Below are 14,740 nucleotides of genomic sequence, written 5' to 3'. Positions count from 1 at the left end.
CACGTGCGTGACGCGGCAATGGTGGCTGTAGTTCAGTTGGTAGAGCACCAGGTTGTGATCCTGGCTGTCGCGGGTTCGAGTCCCGTCAGCCACCCGAGTGGAGCGGGCAACGTCAGATGCTGGCGTTGCCCGCTTTCCATTGCTCCCACGGAATGTTCCAGTCGCCAAGGCCATCGGTGCCGGGCAATGTCGAACCGACCGTGTTGATCACCTCGACGATGTCGCCGCGCTTGGTGTTGTCGTAGAACCAGACGGCATTGCTCGGGCTGACGTTGAGGCACCCGTGGCTGGTGTTGGTGTAGCCCTGGCTGCCCACCGACCACGGTGCAGAGTGCACGAAGATGCCGCTGTAGCTGATCTGGGTCGCCCAGTCCACGTCGGTGCGATAGCCGTTGGGCGAATTGACCGGCACGCCATACGTCGACGAATCCATGACGATGTGGGTGAACCGGGCACCGACGATGTAGACGCCGTTGTTGGTGGGCGTGCTGTCCTTGCCCATCGACGTCGGCATCGTCTTGATGACTTCACCGTTGCGCCGAACCGTCACGATCTTCGTGTTGTCATCGGCGGTCGCGATCACCTCATCGCCGATCGTGAAGCGGGTATGGACGTTCTCCTGGCCGAACAGCCCGTCACCCAGATCGGCGCCGTAAATGTTCACGGCGACATCGACCGTCGTGCCGGGCTTCCAGTATTGCGCTGGGCGCCAACGGACTTCGCGGTTGTTCAGCCAGTAGAAGGCGCCCTCGACGGGGGGGTTGGTTGTGATTTTGATCGCCTTCTGCGCAGCCAATCGGTCGGTGATGTTCTCGTCGAACTGCACCGCGACCGGTTGACCGACACCAACCACCTCGCCGTCGTTGGGCAGCACGTAGGCCATGGTGAGGTTTTCTGGCGAATGCGTCTGGAACGTCATCTGCTGGCTCGTGGCGCCGCCGAGGCCCAGCGCCTGCGCGTTCAGCGTGTAGCGCTCGTTGTAGCCCAGCGGATCGGTCGTGGACCACACCAGGCCGTCGGGGCTGAGGTGCCCGGCCACCGGCGTGCCGTCATCGGCGTTGACCATCGTGACGGCGCCAAGCACACCGTCCTCGGCGCTGACCGTTACGGGCGACTCGACGCTGATGCCGACGGCACCGTCCTTGACCGACGCGGAGAGCTTGGGCACCAGCAGGTCGCCGTAGGGCGTGCCCTTGTCTGTGATGACCTGAGGCGCCTGCGGTGGAGCCGGCTTACTGCTGCACGCACTGAGGCCGAGCACGAGCCCGGGAATCAGCGCCGCCGCGACCAGCCAGGCACGTTTCCGGCGCGGACGGGCCACCCGCTTGACCTGCCCCATACTTTGCTCCACTTCGACACCATGACCGACACACTGAGGATTCTTGGCAATAGTCTAAGGGCAAATTTAGCTGGGGGCGCAACGTCGGCGTCGCTCCCAGCGGCGGCGAGCGGTCGTGATTTCACCCTTGCCGCGAGGCCTGTTATTGTCGCACACGCAGCGCCGTTAGCTCAGTTGGTAGAGCAGCTGACTCTTAATCAGCGGGTCCGGGGTTCGAAACCCTGACGGCGCACTCCAGAGCGTTAGACCTTGGTCAACACCAGCGCCGCCTCGTTGTACGGAAACAGGCGGTAAAAGAGACCGGACGGCCCCGCAACGAGCGGTGTGGCCTCCGCCTTACTCAGGAGCCGAGGGTCGGCGAGCGCGATACTCTTGCCGCGCTTGTGCAGCACCGCCTGTCCACTGGCGAAGACATTCTTCACCCAGTCCGATTTCGGCCCATACCCGATGAGAACGACGAAGCCGTCGCGGATCGGGAACACCAGCAACGGCGTTCGATAACGCCTGCCTGACTTGCGTCCGACATGTTCGAGTGTCCCTAGGGCAGGAAGCCAGGGCGTGATTGACCGAGCCGCCGGATTGGTGATTCGACTGTTGAACTTGGCGACGGCCCTTGGCATCCGCATCAGCGCGAGCAATCGGGACGCGCCCTGGCCATCCGCCGTGGTCGCGCATCCGGAAACCTTCGGTGCAGCCCGTCGATCAGCCGGTGCGCCTCATAGAGTTCATGACGCAGGCTGGCCACCCGACGCCGAGCAATCGCAGCGGCGTGACCCTGCACACGTCGCGTGCGGATTTCGGCCGATTCCACCTTTTTGGAGATTTCGTCGACGTGCGCGTGCAGCGATTGCAGTAACTCCCGCGCCTGCGCCGTGTCGGGGTCATCGATCACGTCGGCATCATTGCATCCGCCACGGCTACGCGCGCGCCGGGGCAGGTTCAGCAAATGTGAGCAGGCCGTAGGCGTCGCTTGCCCGGGCAACGGTTGCGCAGTAGCCTATTAACGGCAACGATAAATTAGCCAGATGCCCTGTTAGCGAGAAGTCCGATGTGCTACTACTCACATAAGTTCACTTATGCTTCGAGGTGGGCGATCGTTGCGCCTGGTAACGGTCGTGTGACTTCACCACGATTTATGCTGCATAGCGAGCGATCATGGTGCTAACCTCTAGTTAGCTACAGCGAATTACAAGCCACGTGACAACTACGGGCGCAACGAAACGAGGTCTTAGCTGATGTCCACCATAGACGCATCGCTCACCGCGGGTGCGTCCGGCGCGGCTTCAGCCGACGACGTAACCGGGCAACTGCCCGTGATGGTGTACACCTGCAGCCGCCTCGGCCGGGTCGCCAACCCGCCCAGTTTCTGGTTCGCCGACCTGTTCCGCTCGGCGCGCAGGCGCTAGCCGGTCACCGCCGCCGCGCGCGGCGAATGACAACCACTACGACCACGGCGCCGACGCCGGCCAGGGAGGCCGCGACTGCAGGCTTCTTCAGAAACCGCACCACGCCCGCCTTGATGTCGTTGGCGATTCTCTGCGGATTGGCACGCACGGCGAGAGTGTCGACCGTCGCGGCCAACTGATCACGCGCCTGGTCGATGTCCCGCTTGATGGTGTCGGGATCGCGGTCCGCCACTTCTTGCCTCCAAGCCCGTGAGCGCTTCCTTGCCGATCTACCCTAGTTGAGCTTGCGCTCACCGGAGCGCACCGGTCGAAGAAGGGACCCTCCCGCATGCCGCAGACCCCGCGTCTCGAGGTGGGCGACAAAGCCCCCGCGTTCAGCCTGCCCGATGCCGACGGCAACACCGTCAAGCTGTCGGACTACAAGGGCCGCCGGGTCATCGTGTACTTCTACCCCGCCGCATCCACGCCGGGATGCACCAAGCAGGCCTGCGACTTCCGCGACAGTCTGAGCCAACTCAACGGGGCCGGCCTCGATGTCATCGGCATCTCCCCCGACAAGCCTGCCAAGCTCGCCAAGTTTCGCGACGACCAGAAGCTGACCTTTCCGCTGCTGTCCGATCCGGACCGCAAGGTGCTCGAAGCATGGGGCGCCTACGGCGAAAAAACCATGTACGGCAAGACAGTTCAGGGTGTCATCCGCTCGACGTTCGTCGTCGACGAGAAGGGCAAGATCGCCGAGGCGCAGTACAACGTGCGCGCGACGGGGCACGTCGCCAAGCTACGACGAGACCTGTCCGTTTGAGCCGAGGTTGGCCAGCAGCAGCGCCTCCGCGGTCGCCGCGCGTTCCAGTACGCCAAGGTGCAGGCTCTCGTTGATGCTGTGCGCCTGCGTCTGTGGGTCTTCCACACCGGTGACCAAGATCTTGGCCGACGGAAACGCCTCGGCGAATTCGGCGATGAACGGGATCGAACCACCAACCCCGGTGTCGACGGGCTCATTGCCCCACGCCCGGCGGAAAGCGGCGCGCGCGGCGTCGTAGACGGGCCCACTGGCGTCAATGGCGTAGGGCTGGCCGAGGTCGCCCGGTATGACGGTCACCTGCGCGCCCCACGGCGCGTGCTGCTCGAGGTGGCGGGTCAGCGCGGCCAGATGCTCTTTCGCGTCGCCGCCGGGGGCCACCCGCATACTGACCTTCGCCCGCGCCCGCGGGATCAACGTATTCGACGACTTGTCGATCGAAGTGGTGTCGATGCCGATGACGGTGATCGCGGGCTTGGCCCAAAGTCGTTGTGGCACAGAGCCTTCACCGATTTCAGTGACGCCGTCGAGTAGGCCGGCTTCTTCGCGCACCCGCTCCGGTGAGATGTCGACGTCGGCGACTGTTCCTTCATGCAGTCCGGCGACGGCGACGTTGCCCTCGTCGTCGTGCAGGCTGGCCAGCAGGCGCACCAGCGCGCTCAACGCGTCGGGCGCCACACCGCCCCAGAGGCCGGAGTGCAGGCCATGGTCGAGTGTTGCGACCTCGACGATGCAGTCGGCCAGCCCGCGCAACGACACCGTCAGCGATGGCACCTCGGTGCTCCAGTTGTCGGAGTCGGCGATGACGATCACGTCGCATGCCAACACGTCGCGGTGGGCGGCCAGCAAGCGCGACAGTGACGGCGAGCCGGACTCCTCTTCGCCTTCGACGAACACCGTGACGCCGACGGGCGGTTGGCCGCCGTGAGCACGGAACGCCGCCAAATGTGTTGCAATGCCTGCCTTGTCGTCGGCAACACCGCGACCGTAGAGCCGGCCGTCACGCTCGGTCGGTTCGAACGGCGGCGACTGCCATTGACCGGGCTCGCCTTCCGGTTGCACGTCGTGATGCGCGTACAGCAACACCGTCGGCGCGCCGGGCGGGGCTGGGTGACGCGCGATGACCGCGGGCGCGCCGCCTTCGCTGACGATCTGAACATCGCCGAACCCGGCCTCCGACAACAGCTTTGCGACTGCGTCGGCGCTGCGCTGCACTTCGGGCCTGCGGGCGGGATCGGCCCACACGGATTCGATGCGTACCAGGTCTTCCAGGTCGCGGCGCACCGACGGCAGCACCTCACGCACCCGCTCCACGAGATCACTCATGGAGCCGAGACTAGCGGGTCACCCCACTACCGCGAGCGTGCGTGTCTGCACAGCGACACGCCGCCAAATGTGTACATGTTGCGCACTTTCGCCAGCGACGAGCGCGCGCGGAATGCTCGCCAACAACGGCGTGTCGGCGTGCAGACACGCACGCTCGGCGTAAGAAAGTTAGCGCTCCTCGAGGATCGCGACCGCCGCGGCGGTGTCGGCCTCATGCGTCAGCGACAGGTGGATCGTCACGTCCTTGAGGTGTTCGGCGATGGCCCCGGTCAGCCGGACCTTCGGCCTGCCCCACATGTCGGTGATGACCTCGATGTCGCGGTGAATACCCTCGGGCAACACTGGCCGTCTCGAGAACCGCGAACCCGACCAGGCCTTGATGACCGCCTCCTTGGCGGCCCACCGCGCCGCCAGATGCCGGGCCGCAGACGAACTCTTGTCCGCGGCATCGCGTCGCTCACCGGGAGTGAACGTCTCGGCGAACACCGTGCCGGGCTGATCGACCTGCTCGGCGAAGTCGGGAATGGAGACCAGATCGATCCCCACCCCGACTACTGCCATGAGAGGAACAGTAGCGCGCACCCCTCGAGACGCCGATGTTCTTCGCGCAAGCGCTCATCACCGCACATACACGTCGCCGTCGCCGAGCCGGGCCGCCGGATCGAGCAGCATCTCCGCCTCCTGCCGCTTCTCCGGCGCCTCATGGCTGAACCGGCGATCGGCAGGCTTCTCGTACAGCGCAGGCCCACCGGCGATCGCCGACGCGAGCCGGTGCTGACCGGCCAGCACGCGTGCCTCGAACCGCTCCTGGTAGTCCTTGCGCTGCTCGGGATTCAGCGCCGCGATGAACGCCTGCGGATGCACCAGCGCGATCAGACCGGACACGTGACCGAACCCGAGGCTGGTGATCAGCCCCGCCTTGAGCGGGAACTTCTCCCCCAGCCGCAGGGTGTCGCGCAGCCACACCAGGTGCGCGGCGCTGGCCAGCTCGTCGTCGACGCAGTCCAGGCTGCGGTTCGGCGGGATGACGCCGTCGCGCAGGATCTGGCACAGCCCCATCATCTGGAAGGCCGCGGCACCACCCTTGCTGTGGCCGGTCAGGCTCTTCTGCGACACCACGAACAGCGGCGCGCCCGCAGAGCGGCCCATCGCGTCGGCGAGCCGCTCGTGCAGCTCGGTCTCGTTCGGATCGTTGGCCAGCGTGGAGGTGTCGTGCTTGGACACCACCGCGATGTCGTCGGGGCCGACGCCGAGCTTGGCCAGTGAACGCGCCAACTCCGACTCACGACCGCCGCGGCCTGCGCCCAACGCGCCAAGTCCCGGAGCCGGAATCGAGGTGTGCACACCGTCGCCGAACGACGAGACATAGGCGAGCACCGACAGCACCGGAAGACCCATCTGCAACGCGAGGTCACCGCGGGCCAGCAGGATGGTGCCGCCGCCCTGGCCTTCGACGAACCCGAGCCGACGACGATCGTTGGCGCGCGAGAACTTCGAGTCGCTGATGCCCTTGGCGCGCATCATCTCGGTGTCGGCGGTTGCCGACATGTCACCGAAGCCGATGATCGCCTCGAGCGTCAGGTCGTCGTAGCCGCCTGCGACGACGAAATCCGCCTTGCCCAACCGGATCTTGTCGACGCCCTCTTCGACAGAGACCGCCGCGGTGGCGCACGCGCCAACCGGGTGGATCATCGCGCCGTAGCTGCCGATGTAGGACTGAACGACGTGGCCGGCGTACACGTTCGGCAGGACCTCTTGCAGGATGTCGTTCGGCTTGTTCCTGCCGAGCAGGTTGCCGTGATACATGGTCTGCATCGACGTCAGGCCGCCCATGCCGGTGCCCTGGGTGTTGGCCACCAGGCTGGGGTGCACCCAGCGCATCAACTCGGCCGGAGTGAATCCCGCTGACAGGAACGCGTCGACGGTGGTGACCAGGTTCCAGATGGCCAACCGGTCGATCGAGTTCATCATCTCCTGGCTGACGCCGTACACCATCGGGTTGAACCCGGTGGGGATCTGCGCGCCGACCGTCCGCGACAACTTCGTCTTGCGCGGCACCCGAATTTCGGTGCCCGCCTTGCGAGTGACCTGCCAGTCGCCGCTGTCCGGCACCGGCGCGATGACGGTGTGCTCCGGATCGAACTGGACGAACTGACGCGCCTCCTCCTGAGAGGACACCACGAACGTGAAGTCCTTGTCGAGGAACACCGAAACCAGCAGCGGCGCAGCGTGATCGGGGTCGATCGCGCCGTCGTCGACGAACTCGCGGATGCCGACGCGCTCGACGACCGCGTCGTGGTAGCGCTCAACCAGCTCGCCCTCGTCGACCAGGTCGCCGGTCTGCGTGTCGTACCAACCCGGCGTCGGGTCGTCCTCCCACTTGACCAGCCCTGTGGTCCACGCCAGTTCGAGCACACCGGCCGCCGACAGCTCGTTGTCGACCTCCATCTCGAAGCGAGTCCGCGATGAGCCGTACGGTCCCAGTTCGGCGCCGCCCACGATCACGACCAGATCGGCCGGGTCGACGTCAAGGTCCGCCCAATCGGGCGCCGGCGCGGACTGGTAGCCGCGCGGCGGCGACGGCAGTGCCCGGATGGTGCCCTCGTCGTCCGCCTCTTCATCGGTGGCGGCTTCGCCCAGCATGTCCTCACGCGCCTTGGCTGCCAGCTCGGACAGGTCGAGGTCGACCTCCGCCAGGCCGCCGGTCAGGTCGGCCTGCAGCGGCTCGCGGGCCGCGGCGACCTTGGACTCGATGTCGCACAGGCCGAGCAGCATGCTCGCCATCTCTTCGGTCGTGTACGTCGTCACGCCAGCTTCTTCGACCGCACCGACGATCGCGTCGTTGTGGCCCATCAGCCCGGTGCCCTTGGTCCAGCCGATCAGCGCGTGCGCCAACGAAACTCGTTGCGCCCACGACGACTCGGCCTTCCACCGCGACACCACCGCATCCAGTGCGGCCTTGGCCTCGCCGTAAGCACCGTCACCACCGAACATGCCGCGGTTCGGCGAACCGGGCAGCACGACGTGCAGGCGCGCAGCGATGTCACGCTCGGCACCGATGTGCGACAGCCCGCCGATCAGCCGCTGCACGGCCCACAGCAGCACCTTCATCTCCATCTCGGCGCGCGAGCCGGCGTCGGACAGATCACCGGCCACCCGCGGCGCTGCGAACGGGAACAGCAGCGTCGGGGTCTGCGCATCCTTGAGATGAATGGACTGCGGCCCAAGGCTTTCGGTCTGCTCGGTGCCGACCCACTCGACGAGCTTGTCGATGTCGGTGTACGATGCCATGTTGGCGGGCACCACCCACAGCTTCGCGTCAAAGCGTGCGTTGTCGCGATACAGGTTGCGGTAGAACGCCAACCGCTCGTCGTCGAGCTTGGACGTCGTTGCGATCACCGTCGCACCGCCGTCGAGCAGTTGGGCCACCACGGACGCGGCGATGGATCCCTTCGACGCGCCAGTAACGACAGCGACCTCATCGGTGTATTTACCCTTGCCAGGGTTCTCGGCGCCTGCCGCGGCACGCCCGTAGAGCGAGGCGTGAATGTTGCGGCCTGTGGCCAGAGCCTTGCCCTGCCACCAGGTGGCTTGTGTGCCAACGACATTGCCTGCGCCCTCGAACCGAGCGGAGATGCGCTGCCAGTCGGCGTCGATCTCGCTCTCGTCGAGCACCCAGATCTTGGCCAGGTCCTCGCGGGCGCTGGCCCACCGGTCGTCGAACAGCACCGCCTTGCGGCCGTCGAACGTGGGAGCCACCAAACGCGGCCAGTCCGAACCGAGTTCGGCGGTGACCAGGTCGATGAGCTCGACGTCGGTGGCCTCGGGCACCGGAATCGGCGTGTCAAGGCCGAGCTGCCCGAGGATCAGGCGGGCGGCCGAGGCGAGCACGCCGTTGCGGCCGGTGACCTGTTCGGCAAACTCGCCAAGCGCGGCGGAATCCACCACGCCTCCCCCGGCACCACCGGCAGCCGACGGGAGCGACACCGGAACACCTTGGCGCGCACCGACTGCCATCACGGCCGCGTCGATGACCTTGTCGACGGTCGCCGCGTCGGCGAGCGCACCGTCGTGCAGACCGCCGAGCTCACCGCCGCGGACACTGGAGCCCTCGCGGGTGCCCAGCGCCACCTCGACGGTCACATGCTTGACCCAGCCGTCACCGAGTTCCCAGGCCTTCTTGACCCGCTCGCCGATGTAGGCCGGCCGCTTACCGGACGGGCCGAGCACCGTGCGTAACTGATCGTTGATCGCATCGGAAAGCACTGGGCCGAACGGCTTGTAGGTCCGCGCCAACTTGGCGACCTGTCCCTTCAACCCGGCCAGGTCGGCCTCGGCCGCGCCGTCGATGGCACCGAGGTTCAGCTCGGAGCCCAGGTCGACCAGCAGCTGGTTGCGTCGCGACGACGCGCCGTCGGTGATCGACTCGATCGAATCCAGCGGCTCGATCTGATCGATGCGCATCTTGGCCGACAACGCGATCAACGCCATCGTGGCGTCGGCGGCGTCGTAGCCGAGATCGTCCGGGCGCGGGCCCCCGGAAGGAGCCGCAGGCGCAGGCGCCGGGGCAGCCGGGGCAGCGGCCTCGACGGGTGCGGCCTCCGCGGCGGGCGCAGGCGTTTCGTCGAGGTCGTCCTCGGGCTCCGGATCGGTATCCGTGGCGAACAGCACCGCGGCGTCGCGCTCGGAGTTCAGCACTTCGGTTGTGTTGTGCGAATACTCGGGCAGCTTGAGCGTGTTGGTGGCCAGGCCCGCAACGGTCGGCGCCGACTTCACGCCGATCTCGACGAACCGCTCGATGCCAAGACCGCCCGCGGCCTCCTCGATGAAGAGCAGGTCTTGGGTCTCGATCCAGCGGACCGGGCTGGCGAACTGCCATGCAAGAAGCTCGATGACGACCTTGCGGCACAACTCGGCCGGCTTCTCGTTGCGCCACGTGTCGTAGTCGGCGAGGATCTCGTCGAGCGGCTCGGCGGGCACCAGGTCGCGGATCTCCTGGATGAAGTCACGGTCCAACGTGAACGGCCGCGGCACCAGGTTCGGGATGTACTTGCCGATGATCAGGTTCGGATCCTTGTCGCGCGGCATGACGCGCTCCAACGACCGACGGAAGTCGGCGACGCCGACCCGCAAAACCGACGAGTGGAACGGCACGTCGATGCCCGGCACCAGGATGAACGACCGCTTGCCGCCGGAGATTTCGCGTCGCCGCTCGACCTCTTCCTCGAGCGCCTCCAGACCGCGCACGGTGCCCGCGATCGCGTACTGCGAGCCACGCAGGTTGAAGTTCACGATCTCCAGGAATTCACCTGTGCGCTCAGAGATTTCGGCGATGAACTGCTTCACGTCGGCGTCGTCGAGATCGATCTGCGACGGCCGGATCGCGGCCAGCCGGTAGTTGGACCGGCCGAGGTGATCGCGCGGCACGATGTCGTGCATCTTGCTGCCGCGGTGGAACACGACCTCCAGCAGCGCCTCCAGTTCGTACACGCCGGACACGCAGGCCAGCGCGGTGTACTCACCGACGGAGTGCCCGCATGCGATCGCGCCCTCGACGAACGCGCCCTGCTCACGCATTTCGGCCACCTGGGCGGCGGCCACCGTCGCCATCGCGACCTGAGTGAACTGCGTCAGGAACAGCACGCCGTCCGGGTGGTGGTAGTGCACACCGCTGGCGATCAGGCTGGTCGGGTTGTCGCGCACCACGTGCAGCACCGAGAAGCCCAACGTGTCGCGGGTGAACTTGTCCGCGGTGTCCCACACCTTGCGGGCGGCCTTGGACCGGGCGCGGACCTCCATGCCCATGCCCTTGTGCTGAATGCCCTGACCGGGGAACGCATAGACGGTCTTCGGCGCCTCCAGTTGCGCGGTCGCCGACATCACCAGCTCGGAGCCGACGCGGGCGGCCACCTCGATGATCTCTGCGCCGCGGTCGATTCCGACGCGGTCGACGCGGAAGTCGATCTCGTCGCCGGGCAGCACCATGCCGAGGAAGCGCGACGTCCAGCCGACCACGCGGGCAGGCGGAGCGGGCTTGCCGTCGGTCGCAGCGACCACGTGTTGCGCTGCTGCGGACAGCCACATGCCGTGCACGATGGGCGATTTCAGCCCGGCCAGCAGTGCGGCGGCGCGGTCGGTGTGGATCGGGTTGTGATCGCCCGAGACCACCGCGAACGCGCTCATGTCGGTCGGCGCCGCGACGGTGACGTCGCGGCGGCGCCGACGCGGTGTGTCGGTCGCGTTGTCGGTCATCGCACCGCCCGCGCGCGGCGGGTCCGTCAGCTCGGCTGCGCCGGTGCGGCCGCGGATCGCGAAGCGCTCCTCGAGCGTCGCCAGCTGAGTCCCGTCGGCGGCGAGAATGGATACCGAGACCGGGATCACCCGGCCGTACTCCGTGTCGGTCGCAGCGGAAACCGTTGCGGTGACGGTCAATTCGGCCTTGCTCTTCGGCATCGCGGTGAGCAGGTGCGCGGCGTGGTCCAGATGCACCAGGCTCAGCAGGCCCTCGACGACGGGGAAGCCGTCATCGGTGACCGCCGACCCGATGGCGGAGAACACAGCGGGCCAGCAGTGGCCGACCAGAGCATCGGGCACCAGCGCGAGACCCGGCGCCAGTGGCGCACCGAACGTCGCGGTCACCCCGGTGTGATCAGCGACCTCCTCGGGATCCCACTCGACGGTGACCTTGGCCGTGCCGTCGTGCACCGGCGGAAGGGCGTCGGGCCCCTCGACGCCTGCCGCGATGGCCAGCACCGAACGCATTGCCGTCGAGGCGTCTTCGACCGTGACCACAGGCATGCCGCCGTCGACCGTGCAGGACGGCAACGTGAAGCGGATGTTGATCCAGATGTCGGAGAGCGGGACGGCGAGCGTCACGGTGTCACCGGTCAGTTCCAGCCGCGCACCCGTGGACGGGTGTGTGGCGGAACGGTTTTCGTTGACCTGCCACTCGTCGGGTGCGCCGATGCGGTGTACCGGGTTGATCGCGGTACGGCCCGCCCACAGCACGTCGGGCGAATCCAGCACCACCGCAAGCGGACCGGTGACGTCGGCGCGGGCCTGGCGGCGGGAGACCACTGCGACGGGCTGCCCGTCGGTGGCCAGCGTGGCGTCGATCGCGGCCTGCTCGAAGCGGTCCAGCAGCTCGCCGACGGGCTCGTCGACTCGGGTGATGCCCGCCACTGACTGCGTGCCGGGGATGATGCAGACCTGATCGGCGGTGTAGCGGGCGTCGTGGGCCTGCCACAGCGAGTCGCTGCGCCACCACCGGCGCACGTCCTTGTCGATGACCGGGACGAAGTTGACCGGCTTGCCGAGCATCTTGCACAGCGTGACGAACCACGGCACGTCGGCCGGGTGCAGCTTGAGGGTTTCGGCCTCCGGGTAGCGCGACAGCAACAGGGCAATCGCCTGCTCCGGATTGTTCAGCAGCGCAACGTCATTGAACAGAGTCTCGATCGAACCCGAGTCCTGCGGGTGCAGTCGGGCCTCGGCACGTTCGAGCATCTGCTGGAACCGGTCACGCCAGGTGTCGGCCAACCACGGAGTGCCGGGCAGTTTGGTGTCGGCGGTGCTGTTGTCCGCGCCGATGGCCAGCTCGATGTAGCGCCGCAACCACTGCGCATACGTCATGTCACCGATGTCGCCGAAGTACGGCTTGCAGGTGTTCGCCATCGCGGCGATGATCTCGTCGCGCCGCGCCTCGACGGCGTCCGCGTCGCCGGCGACCTCGTCGAGCAACCGGCCGCAGCGCGACGCGGTGTTGTCGATCTCGTGGATGTCGGCGCCGAGCTGGCTGCGCGAGGACGCCATGCCGCCTTGGGCCTTGCCGGCGCTGATCCAGTGGTCGGTGCCGGTGGTCTCGACGAGCATCTGCTTGACCGCGGGCGAGGTGGTGGCCTCCAGCGTCGCCATTGCCGCGGTGCCGACCAGGATGCCGTCGACGGGCATCGCAGGGAAGCCGTAGGCCTCGGCCCACGAACCCGACAGGTACTCGGCCGCCCGCTCCGGGGTGCCGATACCGCCGCCGACGCAGACCGTGATGTTAGACAGCTTGCGTAGCTCGGCATACGTCGCGAGCAACAAGTCGTCGAGGTCTTCCCACGAATGGTGGCCACCGGCGCGGCCGCCCTCGATGTGCACGATGACGTCCTTGCCGGGCACCTCGGCGGCGATGTTGATGACCGACTTGATCTGGTCGATCGTGCCTGGCTTAAACACGACGTGGCTGATGCCGACGCTGTTGAGCTCGTCGATCAGCTCGACGGCTTCCTCGAGATCAGGGATGCCCGCGGAAACGACGACGCCGTCGATCGGGGCGCCCGACTGACGAGCGCGCTGCACCAGCCGCTTCCCGCCGACCTGCAGCTTCCACAGGTACGGATCCAGGAACAGCGAGTTGAACTGGACGGCGCGGCCCGGCTCCAGCATCTGGGTCAGCTCGGCGATGCGCCCCTCGAAGATCTCCTCGGTGACCTGACCGCCACCGGCCAGCTCGGCCCAGTGGCCCGCGTTGGCGGCCGCGGCGACGATCTTCGCGTCGACGGTCGTCGGCGTCATGCCCGCGAGCAGAATCGGCGAGCGGCCGGTCAGGCGGGTGAACTTCGTCGACAGCTTGACCGAACCGTCGGGCAGTTTGACGGTGGTCGGCTTGTAGCTCGACCATGCCGGCGGAACATCGGGCTCGCCGCCGACGGTGAACAGGTTGCGCTGGCCGACGCGGGTGGCCGCAGGGACGAGGCCGATGCCGAGACCGCGGACGACCGGCGCCGTCACACGGGTCGCGGTGTCGCTGGGGCCGAGGTCGAGGATCCACTTCGCGCCCGAGTCGTGCAGCCGCTCGACCTCGCCGACCCAGTCGACTGGCTCGACGAAAACAGCCTTGGCGAAGTGGTGGGTGAGCTCGCGGTCGATGCTGGTGCGGGCGGCCCATTCGTCGATCAGGTCGACGGCCGGCGCGAGACGCGGCGTGTGGAAGCCGACCTCGACCTGGATGCCGTGGAACACCGGGGAGAAGACTGCGCCGCCGCGAAGTTTGTTCTTGCGCTCGGCCTCTTCCTTTTCGGTGATCTTGCTGCAGTACAGCTCGAAGCGGCCGAGCTGCTCCGGCGTGCCGGTGATGACGACGGAACGCCTGCCGTTGCGAATCGACAGCACCGGCGGCAGCACGGTGCGGACGTCCTGAGAGAACTCCTCGAGCAGTTCGGCAATGCGGTCGGGGTCGGCGTTGGTGACCGACACCATCGGCGACTTGTCGCCGCGGCCGACCATGCCCCGGCGACGCGACATCAGCGACCCGGCGGCACCCATCAGCTGCAGGATCGCCAGCAGCTCGGCGTCCCTGGCGCCCTGCGCCTTCAACGACTCGCAACCCAAGATGCCCTGCGAATGTCCGGCCATCGCGACCGGCGGGGTGCCGTAGAGGTCGAGGCCCTGGCGGATGACGGCGCGGGTCGCAGCCATCTGGGTGAGCAGGATGCCCGGGCCCGAGATGGCGATGGCCATCAGCTGCTTGGCGGTGGGCAGCGTCTCTTCTGCGGCAAGGGCGCGCACCCACTGCAGCGGCTCGAAGCCGATCGGGCGCACCACGACGAGTTCACGGGCCACCGGTTCGAGCAGCAGCGCGGCCTCACCGACGATCTCGCTCAGCTCGGATTCGATGCCTGCGGAGCTGACCAGCTCCTCCAGGTTCTCCAGCCAGGCCCCGCCCTGGCCGCCGAATGCGACCGCGTAGGGCTCTCCTGCGTTCAAACGATCGACGAGGGCGTGTGTACCTGCCATGGCTTGCGAGGCGCCGTTGTCGCGGCTGGTGGTCACTCTGCTCTGTTCGTTGATCGTCACGTCTTGTTATCTCCCTCGGTACGTTCTCGC

Annotated in this window: 9 protein-coding genes and 2 tRNA genes; 4 read left to right on the top strand and 7 right to left on the bottom strand. The window is 67.1% G+C overall.

Going from position 1 to position 14,740, the window contains the following annotated elements:
* The first annotated feature begins 21 nt into the window (after positions 1–21).
* Positions 22–94, top strand: a tRNA-His gene (locus J3E61_RS26820).
* Between the two features lie 18 nt (positions 95–112).
* Here J3E61_RS26820 and J3E61_RS26815 read toward each other — a convergent pair.
* Positions 113–1,339, bottom strand: coding sequence for a L,D-transpeptidase family protein (locus J3E61_RS26815; protein ID WP_210085936.1), 1,227 nt, complete (start codon positions 1,337–1,339; stop codon positions 113–115).
* Positions 1,340–1,498: 159 nt separating this feature from the next.
* On the opposite strand from J3E61_RS26815, the gene J3E61_RS26810 reads away from it, so the two are divergent.
* Positions 1,499–1,571, top strand: a tRNA-Lys gene (locus J3E61_RS26810).
* Positions 1,572–1,581: 10 nt separating this feature from the next.
* Here J3E61_RS26810 and J3E61_RS26805 read toward each other — a convergent pair.
* Together J3E61_RS26805 and J3E61_RS26800 are read right to left on the bottom strand one after the other, a co-directional pair.
* Positions 1,582–1,965 carry a nitroreductase family deazaflavin-dependent oxidoreductase gene (locus J3E61_RS26805; RefSeq protein ID WP_210085935.1) on the bottom strand — a complete coding sequence of 128 codons (384 nt, stop codon included), beginning with the start codon at positions 1,963–1,965 and terminating at the stop codon, positions 1,582–1,584.
* On the bottom strand, positions 1,965–2,228 hold the full coding sequence (locus tag J3E61_RS26800) for a hypothetical protein (protein WP_210086708.1): 264 nt from the start codon (positions 2,226–2,228) through the stop codon (positions 1,965–1,967). The genes J3E61_RS26805 and J3E61_RS26800 overlap by 1 nt, the downstream gene beginning before the upstream one ends.
* Positions 2,229–2,574: 346 nt before the next feature.
* Here J3E61_RS26800 and J3E61_RS26795 point away from each other — a divergent pair, with 346 nt between their 5' ends.
* The gene (locus J3E61_RS26795; RefSeq protein WP_192723516.1) at positions 2,575–2,745 is read left to right on the top strand and encodes a hypothetical protein; all 171 of its coding nucleotides are present in this window, start codon (positions 2,575–2,577) and stop codon (positions 2,743–2,745) included.
* A gap of 4 nt (positions 2,746–2,749) precedes the next feature.
* Here the strand turns inward: J3E61_RS26795 and J3E61_RS26790 are convergent, their stop codons facing one another.
* Entirely contained in the window at positions 2,750–2,977 is a 228-nt protein-coding gene (locus J3E61_RS26790; protein WP_192723517.1) for a DUF3618 domain-containing protein, read from the bottom strand.
* A gap of 96 nt (positions 2,978–3,073) precedes the next feature.
* Between J3E61_RS26790 and bcp the strand changes: the two genes are divergently transcribed.
* Positions 3,074–3,547 (top strand): thioredoxin-dependent thiol peroxidase, encoded by a 474-nt coding sequence (gene bcp / locus J3E61_RS26785; protein ID WP_192723518.1) that lies wholly within the window; start codon positions 3,074–3,076, stop codon positions 3,545–3,547.
* Here the strand turns inward: bcp and J3E61_RS26780 are convergent.
* The 3 genes from J3E61_RS26780 to J3E61_RS26770 form a co-directional block, all read right to left on the bottom strand.
* Positions 3,524–4,870: a dipeptidase gene (locus tag J3E61_RS26780; protein ID WP_210085934.1), complete on the bottom strand. Its 1,347-nt coding sequence runs from the start codon at positions 4,868–4,870 to the stop codon at positions 3,524–3,526. The genes bcp and J3E61_RS26780 overlap by 24 nt on opposite strands.
* Before the next feature lie 168 nt (positions 4,871–5,038).
* Complete coding sequence (locus J3E61_RS26775; protein WP_192723520.1) at positions 5,039–5,431, bottom strand: holo-ACP synthase; 393 nt, start codon at positions 5,429–5,431, stop codon at positions 5,039–5,041.
* 57 nt (positions 5,432–5,488) lie between these two features.
* Complete coding sequence (locus J3E61_RS26770; RefSeq protein ID WP_210086707.1) at positions 5,489–14,650, bottom strand: DUF1729 domain-containing protein; 9,162 nt, start codon at positions 14,648–14,650, stop codon at positions 5,489–5,491.
* Positions 14,651–14,740 lie beyond the last annotated feature (90 nt).

This window comes from Mycobacterium sp. OAE908, assembly GCF_017872775.1.
Classification (GTDB): Bacteria; Actinomycetota; Actinomycetes; order Mycobacteriales; family Mycobacteriaceae; genus Mycobacterium.
The sequence above is the reverse complement of the archived record's forward strand: the minus strand, read 5'-3'. Positions and strand labels throughout refer to the sequence as shown.